The 19,765-nt window shown below is 64.4% G+C and carries 23 protein-coding genes; 15 read left to right on the forward strand and 8 right to left on the reverse strand.

Annotated features, from left to right (window positions below; genetic code table 11):
* The 10 genes from paaD (at position 1) to paaY (ending at position 9,268) form a co-directional block, all read left to right on the forward strand.
* Entirely contained in the window at positions 1 to 498 is a 498-nt protein-coding gene (gene paaD / locus ACJ8HH_RS11145; protein WP_033647858.1) for a 1,2-phenylacetyl-CoA epoxidase subunit PaaD, read from the forward strand.
* A gap of 13 nt (positions 499 to 511) precedes the next feature.
* Entirely contained in the window at positions 512 to 1,570 is a 1,059-nt protein-coding gene (paaE, locus tag ACJ8HH_RS11150; protein WP_049197267.1) for a 1,2-phenylacetyl-CoA epoxidase subunit PaaE, read from the forward strand.
* 8 nt (positions 1,571 to 1,578) lie between these two features.
* The gene (gene paaF, locus ACJ8HH_RS11155) at positions 1,579 to 2,352 is read left to right on the forward strand and encodes a 2,3-dehydroadipyl-CoA hydratase PaaF (RefSeq protein ID WP_060451664.1); all 774 of its coding nucleotides are present in this window, start codon (positions 1,579 to 1,581) and stop codon (positions 2,350 to 2,352) included.
* Between the two features lie 3 nt (positions 2,353 to 2,355).
* A complete protein-coding gene (gene paaG / locus ACJ8HH_RS11160; RefSeq protein WP_033653574.1) occupies positions 2,356 to 3,147 on the forward strand; it encodes a 2-(1,2-epoxy-1,2-dihydrophenyl)acetyl-CoA isomerase PaaG in 792 nt (263 codons plus the stop codon).
* Positions 3,148 to 3,149: 2 nt separating this feature from the next.
* Complete coding sequence (locus ACJ8HH_RS11165; RefSeq protein WP_060451665.1) at positions 3,150 to 4,679, forward strand: 3-hydroxyacyl-CoA dehydrogenase; 1,530 nt, start codon at positions 3,150 to 3,152, stop codon at positions 4,677 to 4,679.
* Entirely contained in the window at positions 4,676 to 5,116 is a 441-nt protein-coding gene (gene paaI / locus ACJ8HH_RS11170; RefSeq protein WP_060451666.1) for a hydroxyphenylacetyl-CoA thioesterase PaaI, read from the forward strand. Before ACJ8HH_RS11165 ends, paaI begins: the two co-directional genes overlap by 4 nt.
* Positions 5,113 to 6,318 carry a 3-oxoadipyl-CoA thiolase gene (pcaF, locus tag ACJ8HH_RS11175; RefSeq protein WP_060451667.1) on the forward strand — a complete coding sequence of 402 codons (1,206 nt, stop codon included), beginning with the start codon at positions 5,113 to 5,115 and terminating at the stop codon, positions 6,316 to 6,318. Before paaI ends, pcaF begins: the two co-directional genes overlap by 4 nt.
* Positions 6,319 to 6,333: 15 nt before the next feature.
* A complete protein-coding gene (gene paaK / locus ACJ8HH_RS11180) occupies positions 6,334 to 7,641 on the forward strand; it encodes a phenylacetate--CoA ligase PaaK (protein ID WP_060451668.1) in 1,308 nt (435 codons plus the stop codon).
* Between the two features lie 79 nt (positions 7,642 to 7,720).
* Positions 7,721 to 8,659, forward strand: a complete 939-nt coding sequence (paaX, locus tag ACJ8HH_RS11185; RefSeq protein WP_033647864.1) for a phenylacetic acid degradation operon negative regulatory protein PaaX — start codon at positions 7,721 to 7,723, stop codon at positions 8,657 to 8,659.
* Positions 8,660 to 8,671: 12 nt separating this feature from the next.
* Complete coding sequence (gene paaY, locus ACJ8HH_RS11190; protein WP_033635110.1) at positions 8,672 to 9,268, forward strand: phenylacetic acid degradation protein PaaY; 597 nt, start codon at positions 8,672 to 8,674, stop codon at positions 9,266 to 9,268.
* A 21-nt stretch (positions 9,269 to 9,289) separates the two neighbouring features.
* On the opposite strand, the gene ACJ8HH_RS11195 is transcribed toward paaY, so the two are convergent.
* The 5 genes from ACJ8HH_RS11195 to ACJ8HH_RS11215 all read right to left on the reverse strand — a co-directional run bounded on the left by ACJ8HH_RS11195 (position 9,290) and on the right by ACJ8HH_RS11215 (position 13,219).
* Positions 9,290 to 10,693 carry an amino acid permease gene (locus tag ACJ8HH_RS11195; protein ID WP_033647866.1) on the reverse strand — a complete coding sequence of 468 codons (1,404 nt, stop codon included), beginning with the start codon at positions 10,691 to 10,693 and terminating at the stop codon, positions 9,290 to 9,292.
* A gap of 79 nt (positions 10,694 to 10,772) precedes the next feature.
* Positions 10,773 to 10,931: a hypothetical protein gene (locus ACJ8HH_RS11200; protein WP_225845516.1), complete on the reverse strand. Its 159-nt coding sequence runs from the start codon at positions 10,929 to 10,931 to the stop codon at positions 10,773 to 10,775.
* A gap of 58 nt (positions 10,932 to 10,989) precedes the next feature.
* Positions 10,990 to 11,361 (reverse strand): RidA family protein, encoded by a 372-nt coding sequence (locus ACJ8HH_RS11205; RefSeq protein ID WP_033647867.1) that lies wholly within the window; start codon positions 11,359 to 11,361, stop codon positions 10,990 to 10,992.
* 1 nt (position 11,362) lies between these two features.
* Positions 11,363 to 12,160, reverse strand: a complete 798-nt coding sequence (locus tag ACJ8HH_RS11210) for an alpha/beta hydrolase (protein WP_033647868.1) — start codon at positions 12,158 to 12,160, stop codon at positions 11,363 to 11,365.
* Positions 12,161 to 12,307: 147 nt separating this feature from the next.
* A complete protein-coding gene (locus ACJ8HH_RS11215) occupies positions 12,308 to 13,219 on the reverse strand; it encodes a LysR family transcriptional regulator (protein ID WP_033647869.1) in 912 nt (303 codons plus the stop codon).
* A 98-nt stretch (positions 13,220 to 13,317) separates the two neighbouring features.
* Between ACJ8HH_RS11215 and ACJ8HH_RS11220 the strand changes: the two genes are divergently transcribed.
* Together ACJ8HH_RS11220 and ACJ8HH_RS11225 are read left to right on the forward strand one after the other, a co-directional pair.
* Complete coding sequence (locus ACJ8HH_RS11220; protein WP_033653568.1) at positions 13,318 to 13,935, forward strand: glutathione S-transferase family protein; 618 nt, start codon at positions 13,318 to 13,320, stop codon at positions 13,933 to 13,935.
* Positions 13,936 to 13,939: 4 nt separating this feature from the next.
* Complete coding sequence (locus tag ACJ8HH_RS11225; RefSeq protein WP_049211410.1) at positions 13,940 to 14,854, forward strand: pyridoxamine 5'-phosphate oxidase family protein; 915 nt, start codon at positions 13,940 to 13,942, stop codon at positions 14,852 to 14,854.
* Positions 14,855 to 14,892: 38 nt separating this feature from the next.
* On the opposite strand, the gene ACJ8HH_RS11230 is transcribed toward ACJ8HH_RS11225, so the two are convergent.
* The gene (locus tag ACJ8HH_RS11230) at positions 14,893 to 15,108 is read right to left on the reverse strand and encodes a glycogen synthase (protein WP_033647872.1); all 216 of its coding nucleotides are present in this window, start codon (positions 15,106 to 15,108) and stop codon (positions 14,893 to 14,895) included.
* A 211-nt stretch (positions 15,109 to 15,319) separates the two neighbouring features.
* On the opposite strand from ACJ8HH_RS11230, the gene gabD reads away from it, so the two are divergent.
* Together gabD and ACJ8HH_RS11240 are read left to right on the forward strand one after the other, a co-directional pair.
* On the forward strand, positions 15,320 to 16,795 hold the full coding sequence (gene gabD, locus ACJ8HH_RS11235) for an NADP-dependent succinate-semialdehyde dehydrogenase (RefSeq protein WP_060387985.1): 1,476 nt from the start codon (positions 15,320 to 15,322) through the stop codon (positions 16,793 to 16,795).
* Between the two features lie 117 nt (positions 16,796 to 16,912).
* Positions 16,913 to 17,284 carry a glyoxalase superfamily protein gene (locus tag ACJ8HH_RS11240; protein ID WP_060425962.1) on the forward strand — a complete coding sequence of 124 codons (372 nt, stop codon included), beginning with the start codon at positions 16,913 to 16,915 and terminating at the stop codon, positions 17,282 to 17,284.
* 6 nt (positions 17,285 to 17,290) lie between these two features.
* On the opposite strand, the gene ACJ8HH_RS11245 is transcribed toward ACJ8HH_RS11240, so the two are convergent.
* Positions 17,291 to 17,686, reverse strand: a complete 396-nt coding sequence (locus tag ACJ8HH_RS11245) for a (R)-mandelonitrile lyase (protein WP_060427841.1) — start codon at positions 17,684 to 17,686, stop codon at positions 17,291 to 17,293.
* 171 nt (positions 17,687 to 17,857) lie between these two features.
* On the opposite strand from ACJ8HH_RS11245, the gene ACJ8HH_RS11250 reads away from it, so the two are divergent.
* A complete protein-coding gene (locus tag ACJ8HH_RS11250) occupies positions 17,858 to 18,751 on the forward strand; it encodes a LysR family transcriptional regulator (RefSeq protein WP_033647876.1) in 894 nt (297 codons plus the stop codon).
* Here ACJ8HH_RS11250 and ACJ8HH_RS11255 read toward each other — a convergent pair.
* Positions 18,748 to 19,737 carry an aldo/keto reductase gene (locus ACJ8HH_RS11255; protein WP_033647877.1) on the reverse strand — a complete coding sequence of 330 codons (990 nt, stop codon included), beginning with the start codon at positions 19,735 to 19,737 and terminating at the stop codon, positions 18,748 to 18,750. The genes ACJ8HH_RS11250 and ACJ8HH_RS11255 overlap by 4 nt on opposite strands.
* Between the last annotated feature and the right edge of the window lie 28 nt (positions 19,738 to 19,765).

A 19,765-nucleotide genomic window follows, 5' to 3' on the forward strand; every position in this document is an offset into this window, starting at 1 on the left:
ATGAACGTCACCCGTTTGCAACCCGCCGAAATCCCGCAGATTTGGCACTGCCTGCAGCAGATCAGCGATCCCGAACTGCCGGTGCTGTCGATCACCGATTTGGGCATGGTGCGCGACGTGGCGCGCGACGGCGCGGGCTGGCGCGTGACCTTCACCCCGACGTACTCCGGCTGCCCGGCCACCGAATTTCTGCTCAATGCCATCGAGCAGCAACTGGCGGCCGCCGGCTTCAGCCCGGTGCAGGTGGACATTCGCCTCAGCCCGGCCTGGACCACTGACTGGATGAACGCCGACGCCCGCGAACGGCTGCGGCAATACGGCGTAGCGCCCCCGCAGGGCCACACCTGCGATCGGCCACACGCCCACGGCCCAGTAGCCTGCCCGCGCTGCGGCAGCACCCACAGCGAGAAGATCAGCGAGTTCGGCTCCACCGCCTGTAAAGCGCTGTACCGCTGCTGCGACTGCCGGGAACCGTTCGATTATTTCAAATGCATATAGGAGCGCTGACACCATGACGGTCTTTCATCGCCTGAACGTCGCCGCCATCGAGCGCGAAACGCCGGACGCCGTAGCCATCACCCTGCGGGTGCCCGAAGAGCTGCAAAACCAATACCGCTATACCCCCGGCCAGCACCTGACGCTCAAGGCGTTGGTCAACGGCGAAGAGCTGCGGCGTTGCTACTCCATCTGCAGTTCGCCGCAGGAAGGCCTGCTGCAGATCGGCGTGAAGGCGATTGACCAGGGGCGCTTTTCCGGCTTCGTCAACCGCATGCTGAAGGTCGGCGACGCGCTGGAGGTGATGGTGCCGCAGGGGCGCTTCGGCTACCAGCCGCAGGCAGAGCGCCACGGCAACTACCTGGCGATCGCCGCCGGCTCCGGCATCACGCCGATGCTGTCGATCATCAAGGCGACGCTGCAGCTCGAACCGGGCAGCAGCTTCACCCTGATCTACGGCAACCGCAACAGCCGTTCGATGATGTTCAAAGAGGCACTGTCGGATCTGAAAAACCGCTACCCGCAGCGTTTTCAGCCGCTGTACCTGTTCAGCCAAGAAAGTCTCGACAGCCCGCTGCTCAGCGGCCGTATCGACCGCGAACGCCTCGCGGCGATCGGCGGCGCGCTGCTGGATTTCCGCGACTATGACCACGCCTTTATCTGCGGGCCGGAATCGATGATGGACGACGCGCAAACCGTGCTGGAACAGGCCGGCGTACCGGCCAATCACATCCACAGCGAGCGCTTCAACACCAGCGGCTTGGCCGCCCGCCCGCGCCACAGCGGCGATCGCAACGCCACCCGGGTGGCGATCCTGCTCGACGGCCGCCGGTTGGATATCGAGATCGGCGAACAGGACGACAGCATTCTCGACGCCGCGCTGCGCCAGGGCGCCGACCTGCCCTACGCCTGCAAAGGCGGCGTCTGCGCCACCTGCAAATGCCGTCTGAAAGCCGGCCAGGTGGAGATGGGCGTCAACTATAGCCTGGAGCCGGATCAGCTGGCGGCAGGCTACGTATTGAGCTGCCAGTCGTGGCCGAAAGGCGACGGCGTGGTATTGGACTTCGACGTCTAGGAGCCGCGATGGACACCCCCTTTATTTTACATCAGCAGCAGCACCGCGTGGTCACGCTGACGCTGCATCGCCCGGAGGCGCGCAACGCCCTGAGCACGCCGTGCCTGGAACAGCTGGTTGCCCGCCTGGAGCAGGCCGACGCCGACAGCGGCGTGGGCGCCGTGGTGATCGCCGGTGCGGCGCGCTTCTTCGCCGCCGGCGCCGATCTGCGCGAACTGCAACAGCAGGATCTGCCGGCCGCGCTGGCGGATCGCCGTCCGCAGCTGTGGCAGCGTCTGGCGCAGTTCAGCAAGCCGCTGCTGGCGGCGGTGAACGGTTATGCCCTGGGCGCCGGCTGTGAGCTGGCGCTGGCCTGCGACATCGTCATCGGCGGCGAAAGCGCCCGCTTCGGCCTGCCGGAGATCACCCTCGGCCTGATACCGGGCGCCGGGGGCACCCAGCGCCTGATCCGCTGCGTCGGCAAGTCGCGCGCCAGCCAGATGGTGCTGGCCGGCGAGCCTATCGACGCCCGCACCGCGCTGCAGGCCGGCCTGATCGGCGAAGTGTGCGTCGATGCCCTGACGCTGGAACGCACGCAGCAGATTGCCGAACGCATCAGCCGTCAGGCGCCGCTGGCGCTGCGCGCCGCCAAACAGGCGCTGAAACAGGCCGAGGAAACCGGCCTCAGCCAGGGGCTGGCGATGGAGCGTCAGCAGTTCGTCACCCTGGCCGCCACCGACGATCGCCGCGAAGGCATCGCCGCCTTTTTCGAAAAACGTACGCCAAACTATCAGGGGCGCTGATTTATGGATAACGCATTGATTCTCAGCCATCTCGACGCCGGCGTGTTGACGCTGACCCTCAACCGGCCGGATCGGCTCAACAGCTTTAACGACGAGATGCATCGCCAGCTGAGCGAAGCGCTGACGCAAGCCGAGCGCGACGACAGCGTGCGCTGCCTGCTGATCGCCGGCGCCGGGCGCGGTTTCTGCGCCGGGCAGGATCTCAACGATCGCAACGTCAGCGCCGATCAACAGGCGCCGGATCTCGGCCTGTCGGTCGAACGTTTCTACAACCCCCTGATCCGTCGCCTGACCGCCCTGCCGAAGCCGGTGGTGTGCGCGGTCAACGGCGTGGCGGCCGGCGCCGGCGCCGCGCTGGCCCTGGCGTGCGATATCGTCATCGCCGCCGACAATGCCAGCTTCATTCAGTCGTTCTGCCGTCTGGGGCTGGTGCCTGACTCCGGCGGCAGCTGGTTCCTGCCGCGGCTGGCCGGCCACGCCCGCGCGATGGGCATGGCCATGCTGGGTGACAAAATCAGCGCCCAACAGGCGCTGGCGTGGGGCATGATCTGGCAGGTAGTGCCGGCGGATGAATTGACTGACCGCACGCAAACGCTGGCGCGCCATCTGGCTACCCAGCCGACCTACGGCCTGGGGCTGATCAAGAAAGCCCTCTACAGCTCGGCCACCAACAGCCTCGATCAGCAGCTCGATCTGGAGCGCGATCTGCAACGCCTGGGCGGCCGCAGCGACGACTATCGCGAAGGCGTCAGCGCGTTCTTTGCCAAACGCACGCCCAACTTCAGCGGGAAATAGCCATGAACGCGCCCCTTATTAACGGCCAGGTGGCGGTGATCGGCGCCGGCACCATGGGCATCGGCATCGCCCAGGTGGCCGCCGCCGCCGGCCACCCGGTGCGGCTGTTCGATATCGCGCCCGCCGCCGCCCAGCGCGCGATCGACGATCTCGCTCGCCGCCTGCGCCAGCGGGTAGACGGCGGCAAGGCCGACGCCGCGCCCACCGAAGCGCTGCTGGCGCGCCTCGAACGCGCCGACTCGCTCGAGCAGCTGGCCGACTGCACGCTGGTGATTGAAGCGGTGGCGGAAAATTTGGCGATTAAGCAGAGCCTGTTCCGCGATCTGGAGGCGATCTGCTCGCCCACGACGCTGTTCGTAAGCAATACCTCTTCGCTGTCGATCACCGCCATCGCCGGCGCACTGCAACACCCGCAGCGCATGGCCGGGCTGCACTTCTTCAACCCAGCGCCGCTGATGAAACTGGTGGAGATCGTCAGCGGTCTGGAGACCGGTACCGAGACCCTCGCCGCGCTGCAGGTCCTGGCGCAGCGCTGGGGTAAGCAAAGCGTCGTGTGCCGCTCGACGCCCGGATTTATCGTCAACCGCGTGGCGCGGCCGTTCTATGCCGAAACCCTGCGCGCGCTTGAGGAACGGGTGGCCGACGCCGCCACGCTGGACGCGGTATTGCGCGACGCCGGCGGCTTCGCCATGGGCCCGCTGCAGTTGACCGATCTGATCGGCCAGGACGTCAATTACGCCGTGACCGAATCGGTGTATCAGGCCTTCTATCAGGATCCGCGCTTCACGCCCTCACTGGTGCAGCAGGAGCTGGTGGCGGCCGGGCGCCTCGGCCGCAAGTCCGGCCGCGGTTTCTACCGCTACGACGCACCGCGATCCGCCGCCGCGATCGCCTTTGCGCCTCCGGCGCAGGCCGCATTGCCGCAACGCGTTACGCTGCACGGCGACTGGTCTTCGCTGGCCGATTTGGCGGAACTGTTGATCGAAAATGCGGGGGCGATCAAACAACCCGGCCAGACCAGCCCGCACGTCACGATCGACGACGTTACACTGATGTTAACCAATGGTAAAACCGCCAGCCAACTGGCCGACGAACGTGGAACGCCCGTGGTGCTGTTCGATCTCTGTGCCGACTATGCGCACGCTTCCGCCATCGCCATCAGCTGCGCGGCGCAAAACGATGCGCAACACAATGCCAAAGCGATTCGCCTATTGCAGTCCCTTGGCAAGCAGGTCATTCAACTGCCGGACTACCCCGGCCTGCTGACGATGCGCACCCTGGCCATGCTGGCCAACGAAGCGCTCGACGTGGTGAACAAAGGCGTCGCCAGCGCCGAAGATACCGATCTGGCGATGCTGCGCGGCGTCAACTATCCGCGCGGCCCGCTGGCCTGGGGCGCCGCGCTCGGCTGGCGCCACATTCTGGCGACGCTGGAAAACCTGCAACGCTATTACGGCGAAGCGCGCTATCGCCCAATGCCGCTGCTGCGCCGCTACGCTTCCCCCGCCTCTTTCCCAGGAGCCGAACGATGAACGCCAATACGCCGCGCACGCTGGCTCAGCGCTGCGCCGAACAGATGTTCCAGCAAGATACCTGCGCTCAGGCGATGGGAATGCACATCGACGCCGTCGACGCCGGATACGCTCAGGTCAGCATGACCGTCGGCCCGCAGATGCTCAACGGCCACCAGACCTGCCACGGCGGCCAGCTGTTCAGCCTGGCGGACACCGCCTTCGCCTACGCCTGCAACAGCCAGGGGTTGGCGGCGGTGGCCTCCGGCTGCAGCATCGACTTCGTCCGCCCGGCGCTGGCCGGCGACCGCCTCACCGCCAGCGCGGAGATGCGCCATCAGGGCAAAGCCACCGGGCTGTATGACGTCGAGATCGTTAACCAACGGGGCAAAACCGTCGCCTGGTTCCGCGGCCGCGCGCACCGCCTCGGCCACAGCATTTTAGGAGATCAGGCATGAATCAGGCATTTATCTGCGACGGCGTGCGCACCCCGATCGGCCGCTATGGCGGCGCGCTGGCCCAGGTGCGCGCCGACGACCTCGCCGCCCTGCCGCTGCGCGTGCTGTTGGAACGCCATCCGCAGGTGGATTGGGCGCAGCTGGACGACGTGATCCTCGGCTGCGCCAACCAGGCCGGGGAAGACAACCGCAACCTGGCGCGCATGGCGCTGCTGCTGGCCGGATTGCCGGTCGGCGTTTCCGGCACCACGGTAAACCGCCTGTGCGGATCGGGCCTGGATGCGCTGGCGATGGCGGCGCGCAGCATCAAGGCCGGCGACGCCGGGCTGCTGCTGGCGGGCGGCGCGGAATCGATGACCCGTGCGCCGCTGGTGATGGGCAAGGCCGACAGCGCCTTCAGCCGCCAGGCGCAGCTGTACGACACCACCCTCGGCTGGCGCTTCGTCAATCCGCGGATGCAGGCCGAGTTCGGCACCGATTCGATGCCGGAGACCGCCGAAAACGTCGCGGCGCAGTTCAACATCAGCCGTGCCGATCAGGACGCCTTTGCGCTGCGCAGCCAGCAGCGCGCCGCCCGGGCGCAGGCGCTGGGCCACCTGGCGCAGGAAATAGCCCCGGTCAGCCTCAGCGGCAAAAAAGGCGCGGTGACGCTGTTTAGCCAGGATGAACACCCGCGCCCCGACACCACCTTCGAGCAGCTGCAGGCGCTGAAAACCCCGTTCCGTCAGCCCGGCAGCGTCACCGCCGGCAACGCCTCGGGCCTGAACGACGGTGCGGCGGCGCTGATCGTCGCCTCCGAAGCGATGGCGGCGCGCCAGGGGCTGACGCCGCGCGCGCGCATCGTTGCCACCGCCACCTGCGGCGTGGAGCCGCGGCTGATGGGCATCGGCCCGCTGCCGGCCACCCGCAAGGTGCTGGAAATCGCCGGGCTGAGCCTTGCGCAGATGGACGTTATCGAACTGAACGAAGCGTTCGCCGCCCAGGCGCTGGCGGTGATGCGCCAGCTTGGCCTGCCGGACGATGCCCCGCAGGTCAACCCCAACGGCGGCGCGATCGCTCTGGGGCATCCGCTGGGGATGAGCGGCGCGCGCCTGGCGCTGGCCGCCCTGTTTGAACTGGAACGGCGAGCCGGCCGCTACGCGCTTTGCACCATGTGCATCGGCGTCGGCCAGGGCATCGCCATGATCATTGAGCGTGTCTGACCCCTGAGGCTAACCATGACAATAAATCCACAGCCCCTCGAAACGATCGAATTCGCCTCGCGCGATGAGATTGAAGCGTTGCAGTTGGCGCGTCTGAAGTGGACGCTGCACCACGCCTACGACAATGTGCCGATGTACAAGCGCAAATTCGACCAGGCCGGCGTACACCCCGACGATCTTAGGCAGCTGAGCGATCTGGCGCGCTTCCCCTACACCACCAAGCAGGATCTGCGCGACAACTACCCGTTCGACACCTTCGCGGTGCCGATGGAACAGGTGGTGCGCATCCACGCCTCCTCGGGGACCACCGGCCGCCCGACGGTAGTGGGTTATACCCAGCGCGACATCGATAACTGGGCCGATATCGTCGCCCGCTGCCTGCGCGCCGGCGGCGCCACCGCCAAAGACAAGGTGCACGTCGCCTACGGTTACGGCCTGTTCACCGGCGGCCTTGGCGCGCACTACGGCGCGGAGCGGCTCGGCGCGACGGTGATCCCGATGTCCGGCGGCCAGACGGAACGCCAGGCGCAGCTGATCCTCGATTTCAAACCCGACATCATCATGGTGACGCCGTCCTATTGCCTGACGCTGATCGACGAGCTGGAACGCAAGATGGGCGGCGACGCGCGCGGCTGCTCGCTGCGGCTCGGCGTGTTCGGCGCCGAACCCTGGACCGAAGCCCTGCGCCACGAAATCGAAACCCGCATGGGCATCAAGGCGCTGGACATTTACGGCCTGTCGGAAGTGATGGGGCCGGGCGTGGCGATGGAGTGCCTAGAAAGCGGCGGCGGCCCCACCATTTGGGAAGACCACTTCCTGCCGGAGATCATCTGCCCGGAAACCGGCGTCGCCCTGCCGGACGGCGAGCACGGCGAACTGGTGTTCACCACCCTGACCAAAGAGGCGCTGCCGGTGATCCGCTACCGCACCCGCGATCTCACCCGGCTGCTGCCGGGCGACGCACGCCAGATGCGCCGCATGGGCAAAATCACCGGCCGCTCCGACGACATGCTGATCATCCGCGGCGTCAACGTCTTCCCGTCGCAGGTGGAAGAGCAGATCATGCAGTTCGAGCAGCTGTCGCCGCACTATCAGCTGCAGGTCAGCCGCAGCGGGCACCTGGACACGCTGGCGGTGCGCGTCGAGCTGAAAGAATCGGCGCTCAGCCTCAGCCACCAGCAGCGTTGCGACATCTGCCACCAGCTGCGCCACCACATCAAATCGATCGTGGGCGTCAGCACCGACGTCAGCATCGCCAACTGCGGCGATATTCCGCGCTCGGAAGGCAAAGCGCAGCGCGTGGTCGATTTGCGGCCGCGCTGAGGCGCACGGCGTCACGGATGACGCCGCCTTAAATTAGGCGTAATGTTATGGCTCATCGAAGGCTAACCCATGGAAAAATATGGAACATAAACTGGATGAGTTCATTCGCCATGCCGTCGACGCGCAGCCGATCAGCGGCACCTCGCTGATCATTTCGCTGTACGGCGACGCGCTCAGCCACCGCGGCGGCGAAGTGTGGCTCGGCAGCCTGAGCGCGCTGCTGGAGGCCTTCGGCTTCGGCGATCGCTTCGTGCGCACCTCGGTGTTCCGCCTGCAAAAAGAAGGGTGGCTGGCGGTGGAGAAAATAGGCCGCCGCAGCTTCTACCGCGTGACCGAGCAGGGAATGCGCCAGTTTCGCCACGCCGAATCGAAAATCTATTTGCGCGAGCAGCCCGCCTGGGACGGCAAGTGGGAGCTGTTGCTGCTGGAAAGCGCCGAAAAAAACGCGCGCGCGCGGCTGAAAAAAGAGCTGGGCTGGCTCGGGTTCGGGCAAATCGCCAGCAACCTGATGGCCGCTCCTACCCATGCGCAAACCGACGTAACGGCGCTGCTCGGCGAGCTGAACGCCAGCGAGCAGGTGATTTATTTCCGCGCCGATTATCCCTACAACCGCTCCGAGCAAACCCTGCAGAAATTGGTGGCCGACTGCTGGTCGCTGAGCGAGGTGGCGGCCGGCTATCACGAGTTTATCGTCTCCTTCCGGCCGCTGATGGCGCTGCTGCGCGAAGTCGATCCGGCGGCGCTGACGCCGCTGCGCTGTTTCCAGATTAAGCTATTATTGATTCACTTCTTCCGTCGCGTGGTGTTGAAAGATCCGCTGCTGCCGGACGCGCTGCTGCCCGCGCAGTGGGAGGGCCAGATCGCCCGCAATCTGTGCATCAATCTCTATCAGCAGGTCGATCGCGCCGCGACGGAGTACGTCAGCGCGCTGGCGGAAACCACCATCGGCGCCCTGCCCGCGCCGGCCGCCGGCTACTATCGGCGCTTCGGCGGCCTGCCGCGCGACCCTACATATTAAGGAACTCACGCTATGCCTGTGTATCAAATTGACGGCCTGACGCCGGTCGTTGACCCCAGCAGTTACGTGCACCCGACGGCGGTGCTGATCGGCGACGTGATCGTCGGCAAACACGTGTACATCGGCCCGAACGCCAGCCTGCGCGGCGATTTTGGCCGCCTGGTGATCTGCGACGGCGCCAACATTCAGGACAACTGCGTGATGCACGGCTTCCCGCAGCAGGACACGGTGGTGGAAGAAGACGGCCATATCGGCCACGGCGCCATCCTGCACGGCTGTCGCATTCGCCGCAATGCGATGGTGGGCATGAATGCGGTGGTGATGGACGGCGCGGAGATCGGCGAGAACACCATCGTCGGCGCGATGGCGTTCGTCAAAGCCGCGGCGACTCTCGAAGCCAACAAGCTGGTGGTCGGCAGCCCGGCGCGCGTGTTGCGCGATCTGACCGAGCAAGAACTGGCCTGGAAGATCGCCGGCACCCGCGAATATCAGGATCTGGTTCAGCGCTGCAAATCCTCGCTGCGCGAAGTGGCGCCGCTGACCGAAATCGAACCGGGCCGCCAGCGCCTGAGCTTCGGCGACCACCTGATCCCGAAAAGCCAGCTGTAATCCCCGGGGCTGAGGCGCGCCTCAGCCCCTCTCCCGCATTACTCCACCTCCGGGCGACGGCGCCGCCGCGCGGCGGCTTTGGAAGCGGTAGGCCGCCACCAGCAGCAAGGTGAACGGAATACCGAACCACAGCGTCATGCGGAAGAATTCGGTAAACGCGGTCGAGATCATCAGCGCCGCCATCAGCCCGGTGCCCAGCAAGGTGGTATAGGGGAACCCCCACATGCGGAATTTCAGGTGGGTCTGCCGATGCTGGCGGCGGAAGAACAGATGGGTGACGAAAATCATCAGCCAGGTAAAGCAGGCGCCATACACCGAAATGGACATCATGGCGGCGAACGAGGTTTCCGGCGCCACCAGGCTCAGCACGATAGACACCACGATGCCGATGCACGACATCGCCAGCGCATTGACCGGAATGCCGCGCCGGCTGACGCGCCCCAATGCCGCCGGCGCCTGCCCGGCGCGCGACAGCGAGAACATCATGCGGGTGGTGATATACAGCTGGCTGTTCATCGCCGACAGCGCCGCCACCAGCACGATAAAGTTGAAAATACCGGCGGCGGCGGGCAGATGGATGACGTTCATCGCCATCAGGAACGGGCTTTCACCGGTGCCGGACTGGCGCCAGGGCACGATGGCCAGCATCAGGGCGATCGACAGCATGTAGAAGATGAACAGCCGCACGAGGGTGCCCTTGAACGCCGCCTTCACCGCAATCACCGGATTTTTCGCCTCGCCGGCGGCCACCGCGATCATTTCAATGCTCAGGTAGCTGAAGATGGACACGATCGTTGCGAACCACATGCCCTTGACGCCAAACGGCATGAAGCCGCCGGCGGTCAGGTTGCGCAGGCCGTAAGCCGGGTTGCCCGAGAACGCCAGCATGCCGAGACCGATCAGAATGAACGCCACGATCGCCGTCACTTTGACGGTGGACAGCGCGTATTCCACCTGGCCGAACGACTTCACGCCGATCACATTGACGACGATCACCGCCGCCGAGAACAGCAGCACCCACGGCCAGGTCGGCGTCGCCGGGAACCAGAACTGCATGTACATGCCGATGGCGGTAACTTCGGTGCCCACCGCCAGCACCACGCAAGACCAGTAGGAATAACGCACCAGAAAACCGAACAGCGGGCCGAGATAGAATTCGGCGTAGTCGCCGAACGAGCCGGGCGTCGGGTGTTCGGAGGTCATTTCCGCCAGACTGCCCATCAACAGCAGCGCAATAACGCCGCCGATCAGGTAGCTCAGCAATACCGCCGGCCCCGCCATCTGAATGGCGTAGGCGCTGCCGAGAAACAGCCCGGTGCCGATGGCGCCGCCGATCGCCAGCATCGACATCTGCCCGGCGGTAAGATGCTTGTTCAACCCGCCCTGACGGCGGGCGATATGCTCAAAATCATTCATCTGTGGCATGGCTGGGTTCCCGAGCGAAGTTAGACGGTACGGGTGACGTCGAGAATGGCGGCGGTCACGTAGTCGATATTGCCGGGGTTTAGCCCCGACAAGCACATACGGCCGGGCGAAAATCATTCCGCCGGTCGTAATAGAGGCCAATGCCTAAATTCACTTTTTGCGGATTGGGATCCTGCAAATAGACTCCCATCAGCGATGGAACAGAATCGGCCGCGGAAGCTGCAATCTGTTTAAACATGACGCATCCTTAACTCGTTATTGAATTAATATGAAGACGGACTTAATGAGAAATTAAATCAGGCGATGGCGCTGACGGTAATTTCTATTTTCATTCCCGGCACCACCAATTTTTCGACAATAACCGTGGAGCGATTGGGATAAGGATAATTAAAGTATTTCCGGTAAATATCATCGAGCAATTTAACGTCGTTGACGTCGGTAAGATAAACGATCACCTGCAGCACCTTATCGCCGTGGCTGCCCGCCGCCTTCAGCGCCTGCGCCAGGTTGTCGAAGGTTAACGCAATCTGTTGCTCCGACGCGCCGGTCTCTATGCTGCCGTCCGCCCGCACCGGGCCGTGGGCGGTAAACAGCATGCCGCCGCCCCGGGTAGCCCAGGAAAAAGGCTGGCCGATCTCCGGCAGCCCGGTCGCTACGATTTCGCGCATGTCAGTGGTTCCCGTGGTGGTCAAGTTGGCGAAGCAGCGCGCCGTCGGCGGCGAACAACGCATCCAGAATGGTGAAATGATTGGCGCCGGGCACCGCGACCAGATCGGCCGGCAGCCCGCCTTGGCGCAGCGCCGCGTGATAGTGCTGCGACTGGCCGATCAGTTCCGGCAGCTCATCAGCGCCGTAATACAACGTGAGCGGCTTACTGCGCGCCGGCAGCCGGCGCGCCGGGCTGAGCGTTTCAATCTGCCGCGCGGTCAGCTGCAGCGCCCGGTTGACATAGCTCTCTTGCAGCGGCGCCAGTTCGAACAGGCCGCTGACGGGAAAGACCGCATCCACCAACGCATGCCGCTGCCAAAACGCCGCCAGATGTCCGCCGGCGGAATGGCCGCACAGATGCACCGGATGGGCATAGTGCGGCGGCAGACGACGCTGAATGGCATCAAGCGCCGCCCCCACCTGGCGGCAAATGGCGTCAAGATTAACCGCCGGCGCCAGCGCATATTCCACCAGCACCACGTCAAAACCCAACGCCAACGGCCCGGCGGCGATAAAGGCGAAATCCGCCTTATCGCAGCATTGCCAATAGCCGCCGTGAATAAAAATTAACGTGCCCTGGTGCTGCTTTGCAGAATAAAGCCAATCAAACGTCTCGCGTTCGCTTTCGCCATACGCAATATTCTTTTCATGCTTAGCCTGATGATAAATAGCCGCGCTGCGAGTTTGAAATGAAGTCAAAATAGCGTCTTCATTATCCACCGTGGCGCCGTTGTCATAGCTCCCCGCAAGTTGTTTCATATATTAAACTTCGTTTATTATTTAAGATATGAATTAACTATTAGCACCGGCAACGTTATTGTCAAGATGGGCGCATCAGCAATGCGCGCCCGGTAAAATAAAATGAGACAGGCGGCGAAAAAGTTTAACCCATGAAACTTTTCGCGCTTATTTTCCCCGCCCGTCCGGCTGAATTTGCGGCAATGCGCTGAGCCGTTCAAACGCATAATCCCAAAAGGCGCGCACCTTCAGCGGCATGCGCTGCGCCTGCTGCGCCACCAGCTGTACCGGCATCGGCAACGGTTCATGGTCCGCCAGCAGCCGCACCAGCGTGCCAGCGGCCAGATCGTCCGCTACCTGATACGAGAGCAGCCGGGCGATGCCCTTGCCGGCGCGCACCGCCAGCAGCTGCGCCTCCACGTCGTTGAGCAACAGCCGGGGAGCCAAGCGCACGCGCTCGCCGTTTTCCTGCGGGCCGAAGCGCCATTCGCGCAGCGACGGCCGCTGGGTGCCAACGATGGTGGCGTGCTCCGCCAGTTGCGCCGGCGAGCGCGGCTCGCCGCAGCGCGCCAGGTAAGCCGGGCTGGCGACCGTCACCCGGCTGACCTGCCCCAGCCGCCGCGCCACGCGGGAAGAGTCCTGCAGATGACCGATGCGCACCGCGATATCCAATCCTTCGTCAATCAGATCGAGATTGCGATCGTTCAACACCATTTCGATCTGCATCTGTGGGTAATCATCGAGAAACGCCATCACCACCGGCGCCACGTAGCGGCGGCCGAACTGCACCGGCGAGGTGACGCGCAGCAAGCCGCTCAGCTGCGCTTCAGCGGTATCCTGCACCACCGCCTGATAATCCTGCAGCAGCTGTTGCGCGCGCTCCAGCAGGCGCACGCCCGCTTCGGTAGGCGCCAGCCGCCGGGTGGTGCGTTCCACCAGTCGGGTGCCGAACCGCTGTTCCAGCGCGGCGATCGCCCGGGTGATCGCCGGCGCCGAGCGCCGCAGTTTGCGCCCGGCCGCCGCCAGGCTGCCCTGCTGCACCACCGCCACGAAGATGGCCAACTCGTCTAATCGATCCATAGACTCTTCCGAAAAATGAAATTATCAATTTCCACATTGCCGGATTCCGTTCATTCACCGCAAGAGTATGCTGAAAAAAAACAGTGAGGAGAAACGCCATGTCCACCATCACCCTCTACGGCACCCCGCTTTCCGGCCACGTTCACCGCGTGGCGTTGCTGCTGCGCATGCTGGCGCTGCCCTATGAATGGGTAGAAGCCTCGGCGGAGGTACGCCAGAGCGCGGCCTTTCGCCGGCTCAACCCGTTCGGCCAGATCCCGGTCTTGCAGGACGGCGATCTGACGCTGGCCGACAGCAACGCCATTCTGGTCTATCTGGTGAAGCGCTATGCGCCGAACAGCCACTGGCTGCCGGAACAGCCGGCGGCGGCGGCGCGAGTGCAGGCCTGGCTTTCCAAAGCCGCCGGTGAAGTGCGCTACGGCCCGGCCTCCTGCCGGCTGATCGCCCAGTTCGCGGTGCCGGAGGATTATCAGGCGGCGCGGGCAATCAGCGATCGTTTTCTGCCGCAGATGGAGCAGCACCTGAGCGAGCGCGACTATCTGGCCGGCGAACAGGCGACCATCGCCGATTTGGCCTGCTACAGCTATGTGGCGGTCGCGGCCGAAGGCGGCATTTCGCTGGCGCCTTACCCCGCCATACGCCGCTGGGTGGCGAGCATCGCGGCGCTTCCCGGCTTCTTCGCCATGCCGGCCCTGCCGGAACCGGCGGCGAGCTGACGCCATGATCCCGCAACGGTTCCACCCCGATGAGCTGCGCGCGCAAACGCTGGCCGGTTTCGATCGCGTGGGCGGCGGCATCTACCCCGCGATGCCGGATCAGCACCGCGCGTTTTTCGCCGCGTTGCCCTACCTGTTCGTCGCCACGCTGGACGAACAGGGCTGGCCCATCGCCACCCTGTTCAGCGGCCCGTCCGGGTTTTTACGCACGCCGGACGACACGCACCTGCGCATCAGCGCGCCGCGCCGCAGCGACGATCCCGCCCAGGCGCTGTTGCTGCCCGGCAAACCGGTCGGCGCGCTCGGGCTCGACTTCAGCAACCGGCGACGCAACCGCGCCAACGGCACCGTCGGCCGCACCGACAAAAACCGGGTGGAGATCGTCGTTCACCAAAGCTTCGGCAACTGCCCGCAGTACATTCAGCGCCGCGAACTCTACCCGGTGGAGAGCCGGCCACAGCCGGTTGAGCATTTAGCTTCGCTCGATGCGGCGGCGCAGGCGCTGATCCGCACCGCGGACACCAGCTTCGTCGCCAGCGGCGCGCACCTGGAACTGGCGCAGGGCGGCGTCGATATTTCCCATCGCGGCGGGCGGCCCGGCTTTATCCATCTGGAAGGCGACACGCTGTGGATGCCGGACTTTCGCGGCAACCGCTATATGAATACGTTGGGCAACCTGCTGGCCGAACCGCGGGCGGCGCTGCTGTTCATCGATTTTGAGCGCGGCGACGTGCTGCATCTGCAGGGAAAAACGCAGATCCTCTGGCAGGCGGAAGGGCATCCCGGCGTTGAAGGGGCGGAACGCTATTGGCGGTTTGACGTTCATCGCGCCTGGCGTTTTGCGGCGGCGCTGCCGTGGCGGGGACGCGATCTGGAATATTCGCCGGCGACGCTGGCGACCGGGGTGTGGCGCCGCTGAAATGAAAAGCCCCGCTGCGGCGGGGCTGAATCGGAAGATTACAGGCTGTGTTCGGCCGCCGATGCGGCCTGATAAAGCTGACGAAAATAACGCAACCGCGCAAAGAACAGGCGGCTTTGCTGTTCCGACATATTGCCGGCCACCTGCCCGGCGTCAATCTGCCGCCCTTGCCATTCCATCAGGGCGATGCTCGACGCCAAAAAATCCATTTCGCTGCCGTAGGCCGCGAGATGTCTGTCCACTGATTTCATCATTCGCACACTCCTTTTAATCACATCGAAAAGGGTCATATGCCTGCTCTTTCAGTATCGGCCCGGCGGCGGATATTTTTTGTACAGAAGGTGCGCATAAAGAAAACGCTCATCTTGTCGTCGCGGCGGCAAACGGCGGCGGCAAAGTTTGCTAGGGTAAAGGGTAGCCGTATGGGATAGACCATTCTGTTGAACTCAGCAAAGGAAGAGAACAATGAGCACCAGCATCAGCGCTACCCTCAAGGATCCCACGCTGTTCCGCGAGGCCAATTACATCGACGGGCAATGGTTGCCGGCCCAAGCAGGCCGTTCGATCGCCATTCATAACCCCGCCAACGGCGAGCTGGTCGGCCACGTGCCGGCCTTCGGCGCCGAAGAAACCGCGCGCGCCATCGCCGCCGCCAAAAAAGCGCTGCCCGCCTGGCGTGCGCTGACCGCCAAAGAACGCGCCGGCAAGCTGCGGCGGCTGTTTGAACTGATGATGGAAAATCAGGACGATCTGGCTCGCATCATGACGGCGGAACAGGGCAAACCGCTGGCCGAAAGCCGCGGTGAGATCGCCTATGCCGCCTCCTTTATCGAATGGTTCGCCGAGGAAGGCAAGCGGGTCTACGGCGACACCATTCCGCAGCCGCAGGCCGGTCGCCGCATTATCGTGCAGAAAGAGCCGATCGGCGTGTTCGCCGCCATCACCCCGTGGAACTTCCCGGCGGCGATGATCACCCGCAAAGCCGGCCCCGGCTGGGCCGCCGGCTGTACCGGGGTGATCCGCCCCGCCAGCCAGACGCCGTTCTCGGCGCTGGCGATCGCCGTGCTGGCGGAGCGCGCCGGGCTGCCCGCCGGGGTGTGCAACGTGATCACCGGCCCCAGCAAGGGCATCGGCGGCGAACTCACCGCCAACCCGGATGTGCGTAAACTCTCCTTCACCGGCAGCACCGAAGTCGGCGCGCAGCTGCTGGCCCAGTGCGCGCCCACCATCAAGAAAACCAGCATGGAGCTGGGCGGCAACGCGCCGTTTATCGTGTTCGACGACGCCGATCTGGACGCCGCCGTGGCCGGCGCGGTCGCCTCGAAATACCGCAACGCCGGCCAGACCTGCGTCTGCACCAACCGTTTTCTGGTGCAGGACGGCGTATACGACGCCTTCGCCGCCAAACTGAAAGCCGCCGTCGCCAAGCTGAAAGTCGGCAACGGGCTGGATGAGGGCGTCACCATCGGCCCGCTGATTAACCCGGACGCAGTGGAGAAAGTGCGCGAGCATATCGCCGACGCCGTCGAACACGGCGCATCGGTGCTGCTGGGCGGCAAGCCTGACGCGCTGGGCGGCAATTTCTTCACCCCGACCATCCTGACCGACGTGCCGCGCACGGCGAAAATCTTCCGCGAGGAGACGTTCGGCCCGGTGGCGCCCCTGATCCGCTTCAGCCACGAGGCCGACGCCGTCGAACTGGCCAACGACACGCCGTTCGGCCTGGCCGCTTACTTCTACAGCCGCGACATCGGCCGAGTGATGCGCGTGGCCGAAGCGCTGGAGTACGGCATCGTCGGCATCAACGAAGGGCTGATCTCCACCGAGGTGGCGCCGTTCGGCGGCATGAAGCACTCAGGTTTGGGGCGCGAAGGCTCAAAATACGGCATCGAAGACTATCTCGAAATCAAATACCTGTGCCTTGGCGGTTTGGGCGCCTGATACGATGGGCTCCCGCGCCTGCGGGGGCTCTGTCTGGCGGTTTTGGAGAGTCTTTGCTACCTTTAGGCCTCTTTTCAGCGGTTAAAAGGCACTGCCTCCGTAACAGTGAGATCAACGATGACCACCTTCTCCCCCGCCATTCCGATCCTGCGCATTTTTGCGGTCGACAAGGCCAAAGAGTTTTATCTGGACTTTCTCGGTTTCACGCTGGCGTGGGAGCATCGTTTCAGAGAGGATCTGCCGCTGTACATGCAGGTGACCCGCGCCGGATTGACGCTGCACCTGAGCGAACACCATGGCGACAGCACGCCCGGCGCCGCCCTTTTCATCCCGGTGCACGATATCGACGCGCTGCACCGGGAGCTCACGGCCAAAAACTACCGCTATGCCCGGCCGGGAGTGGAGGTTGTCGACTGGGGCAAGGAGCTGAATCTCACCGATCCGTTCGGCAACCGCCTGCGGTTTTGCGAGCAGAGCCACGAGGCCTGAGCGGCCTTATTGGCGGTACTCCGCCTCGCTGACCGGCTCCAGCCAGGTCACCGGGCTGCCGTCCACCGCTTCGGCGATGGCGATATGGCTCATGGCGGTGTCCGGCGTCGCACCGTGCCAGTGTTTGACGCCTGCCGGGATCCAGACGATATCGCCGGGGTGCATGTCCTGCGTGGTCTCGCCCCACATTTGGATCCACCCGCGCCCCTGGGTGACGATCAGCGTCTGGCCGAGCGGATGCGTATGCCAGGCCGTGCGGGCGCCGGGTTCGAAGGTGACGGTCGCGCCGCCCACCCTGGCCGGCGCGTCACCGGCGAACGGCGCGTCAATGCGTACCTGCCCGGTAAAATAATCCGCCGAACCGCGCTGTGATGGGATCGAACCGCTGCGTTGTATTTTCATCTGTCGTGTCCTCCGCGCCGGCTCTCACCGCCGGCGCTGATCGTCATGAGTGAGTGATGCCAAGATAGCGCCATGCTTTTCCGGCGACTAGCGGGTAAAATGCGCAAGGAGCTATGAGCTAAATTCATAAATCTGCGCGACAGTGCGCTCACCTTCCTCTTCGGTGCCGATATGTTGAAAGAAAACTTTAACGATCTGATCGCTTTCCTGATGGTGGCCAGGGAGCGCAGCTTCACCAAAGCGGCGGCGCAGCTTGGGGTTTCCCAATCGGCGCTCAGCCACGCTATTCGCGGGCTGGAAGAACGCCTGGCGCTGCGCTTGCTCACCCGCACCACCCGCAGCGTCGCCCCCACCGAGGCCGGTGAACGGCTGCTCAACAGCATCGGCCCGCGCTTTGCGGAGATTGAAAGCGAGCTGAACGCGCTGGGTGAAATGCGCGATCGGCCCGCCGGCAACATCCGCATCACCGCCGGCGAACACGCGGTGGATGCGGTGCTGTGGCCGGTGTTGCGCACTTTTCTCGTCGATTACCCGGATATCAACGTGGAAATCACCGTCGACAACAGCCTGACCGACATCGTCGCCGGGCGATTCGACGCCGGCATTCGGCTGGGGGAACAGGTGGCGAAGGATATGGTGGCGGTGCGCGTCGGGCCGGACATGCGCATGGTGCCCGTCGCCTCCCCCGCCTATTTCGCCCGTTACGGCCGCCCCGCCACGCCGCAAGCGCTGCAAAACCATCGCTGCATCAACATGCGCCTGCCCACCCTCGGCGGGCTGTACGCCTGGGAATTTGCCCGCGATGGCCGGGAGATCAAAGTGCGGGTGGAGGGGCAACTGACCTTCAACAGCCTGCGCCAGCGGATCGACGCCGCGCAGCTCGGCCTCGGCATCGCCTTTGTGCCGGAAGATACCGTCGCCGAGCCGCTGGCCGACGGCCGGCTGCAGATGGCGCTGGACGACTGGTGCCCGCCGTTTCCCGGCTATTACCTCTATTATCCGAGCCGCAGGCAGCACACCACCGCCTTTGCGCTGCTGATTGAGGCGCTGCGGCGCGGGGCTTAACGCCCGACGTTTTTCTGCAGATGCGCCGGGTAGCGATCGCCGATCACGTCGATAGCGGAAAGCGCGCGCTCAATCTCGCCCAGCTCGTCCGCCGCCAACGCGACCGCCGCCGCCGCGAGGTTTTCTTGCAGACGATGGCGCTTGGTGGTTCCCGGGATCGGCACGATCCACGGCTGCTGCGCCAGCAGCCAGGCCAGAGCGATCTGCGCTGGCGTCGCGCCCTTGCGCTGCGCTATCTGCCCCAGCACATCCACCAGCGCCTGGTTGGCTCGGCGCGCCTCGGCGCTGAAACGTGGCACCTGGTTGCGAAAATCGCCGCTGTCGAAGGTGGTGTCCTCGGTGATGGCGCCGGTGAGAAAGCCCTTGCCGAGCGGGCTGAACGGCACCAGACCGATGCCCAGTTCCGCCAGCGTCGGCAAGATTTCACGCTCCGGCTCACGCCACCACAGCGAATATTCGCTTTGCAGCGCCGTGACCGGCTGCACTGCGTGGGCACGCCGAATGGTTTGCGCTCCGGCTTCCGACAGGCCGAAGTACTTCACTTTCCCTTCGCGAATCAGTTGCTGCACTGCCCCGGCCACCTCCTCGATAGGCACCTCGGGATCGACGCGATGTTGATACAGCAGATCGATGGCCTCTACCCGCAGGCGCTTCAGCGAACCGTCCACCGCCCGGCGAATATGCTCCGGACGGCTGTTCAACACCTGTTGCCCCGCCGGCTGCGACAGATCGAAACCAAACTTGGTGGCGATAACAACCCGATCGCGCACCGGCGCCAGCGCTTCGCCCAACAATTCCTCGTTCGTGAAAGGACCATAAATCTCGGCGGTATCGAAGAACGTCACGCCTTCGTCGACCGCGGCACGGATCAGCTCGATCGCCTGTCGTTTGTCGGTGGCCGGGCCATAGCCAAAACTCAGCCCCATGCAGCCCAACCCCAACGCCGAGACTTCCAGCCCTTCGCGCCCCAATTTGCGTGTTTGCATCTTCACTCTCCCGCTGATTGATACCGGC

Source organism: Serratia sp. CY32780 (assembly GCF_052169135.1).
GTDB lineage: Bacteria > Pseudomonadota > Gammaproteobacteria > Enterobacterales > Enterobacteriaceae > Serratia > Serratia sarumanii.

Bases quoted from the DNA above. Each gene is read 5' to 3' on its own strand.
- paaI (WP_060451666.1), top strand. From the start codon at position 4,676: ATGAACGCCAATACGCCGCGCACGCTGGCTCAGCGCTGCGCCGAACAG.
- ACJ8HH_RS11195 (WP_033647866.1), bottom strand. From the start codon at position 10,693: ATGCCACAGATGAATGATTTTGAGCATATCGCCCGCCGTCAGGGCGGG.
- ACJ8HH_RS11240 (WP_060425962.1), top strand. From the start codon at position 16,913: ATGACCACCTTCTCCCCCGCCATTCCGATCCTGCGCATTTTTGCGGTC.
- ACJ8HH_RS11245 (WP_060427841.1), bottom strand. From the start codon at position 17,686: ATGAAAATACAACGCAGCGGTTCGATCCCATCACAGCGCGGTTCGGCG.
- ACJ8HH_RS11255 (WP_033647877.1), bottom strand. From the start codon at position 19,737: ATGCAAACACGCAAATTGGGGCGCGAAGGGCTGGAAGTCTCGGCGTTG.
- ACJ8HH_RS11210 (WP_033647868.1), bottom strand. From the start codon at position 12,160: ATGAAACAACTTGCGGGGAGCTATGACAACGGCGCCACGGTGGATAAT.
- paaF (WP_060451664.1), top strand. From the start codon at position 1,579: ATGGACACCCCCTTTATTTTACATCAGCAGCAGCACCGCGTGGTCACG.
- pcaF (WP_060451667.1), top strand. From the start codon at position 5,113: ATGAATCAGGCATTTATCTGCGACGGCGTGCGCACCCCGATCGGCCGC.
- paaX (WP_033647864.1), top strand. From the start codon at position 7,721: ATGGAACATAAACTGGATGAGTTCATTCGCCATGCCGTCGACGCGCAG.
- ACJ8HH_RS11230 (WP_033647872.1), bottom strand. From the start codon at position 15,108: ATGATGAAATCAGTGGACAGACATCTCGCGGCCTACGGCAGCGAAATG.
- paaY (WP_033635110.1), top strand. From the start codon at position 8,672: ATGCCTGTGTATCAAATTGACGGCCTGACGCCGGTCGTTGACCCCAGC.
- paaG (WP_033653574.1), top strand. From the start codon at position 2,356: ATGGATAACGCATTGATTCTCAGCCATCTCGACGCCGGCGTGTTGACG.
- paaE (WP_049197267.1), top strand. From the start codon at position 512: ATGACGGTCTTTCATCGCCTGAACGTCGCCGCCATCGAGCGCGAAACG.
- ACJ8HH_RS11225 (WP_049211410.1), top strand. From the start codon at position 13,940: ATGATCCCGCAACGGTTCCACCCCGATGAGCTGCGCGCGCAAACGCTG.
- ACJ8HH_RS11250 (WP_033647876.1), top strand. From the start codon at position 17,858: ATGTTGAAAGAAAACTTTAACGATCTGATCGCTTTCCTGATGGTGGCC.
- ACJ8HH_RS11200 (WP_225845516.1), bottom strand. From the start codon at position 10,931: ATGTTTAAACAGATTGCAGCTTCCGCGGCCGATTCTGTTCCATCGCTG.
- ACJ8HH_RS11220 (WP_033653568.1), top strand. From the start codon at position 13,318: ATGTCCACCATCACCCTCTACGGCACCCCGCTTTCCGGCCACGTTCAC.
- gabD (WP_060387985.1), top strand. From the start codon at position 15,320: ATGAGCACCAGCATCAGCGCTACCCTCAAGGATCCCACGCTGTTCCGC.
- ACJ8HH_RS11215 (WP_033647869.1), bottom strand. From the start codon at position 13,219: ATGGATCGATTAGACGAGTTGGCCATCTTCGTGGCGGTGGTGCAGCAG.
- paaD (WP_033647858.1), top strand. From the start codon at position 1: ATGAACGTCACCCGTTTGCAACCCGCCGAAATCCCGCAGATTTGGCAC.
- ACJ8HH_RS11165 (WP_060451665.1), top strand. From the start codon at position 3,150: ATGAACGCGCCCCTTATTAACGGCCAGGTGGCGGTGATCGGCGCCGGC.
- paaK (WP_060451668.1), top strand. From the start codon at position 6,334: ATGACAATAAATCCACAGCCCCTCGAAACGATCGAATTCGCCTCGCGC.
- ACJ8HH_RS11205 (WP_033647867.1), bottom strand. From the start codon at position 11,361: ATGCGCGAAATCGTAGCGACCGGGCTGCCGGAGATCGGCCAGCCTTTT.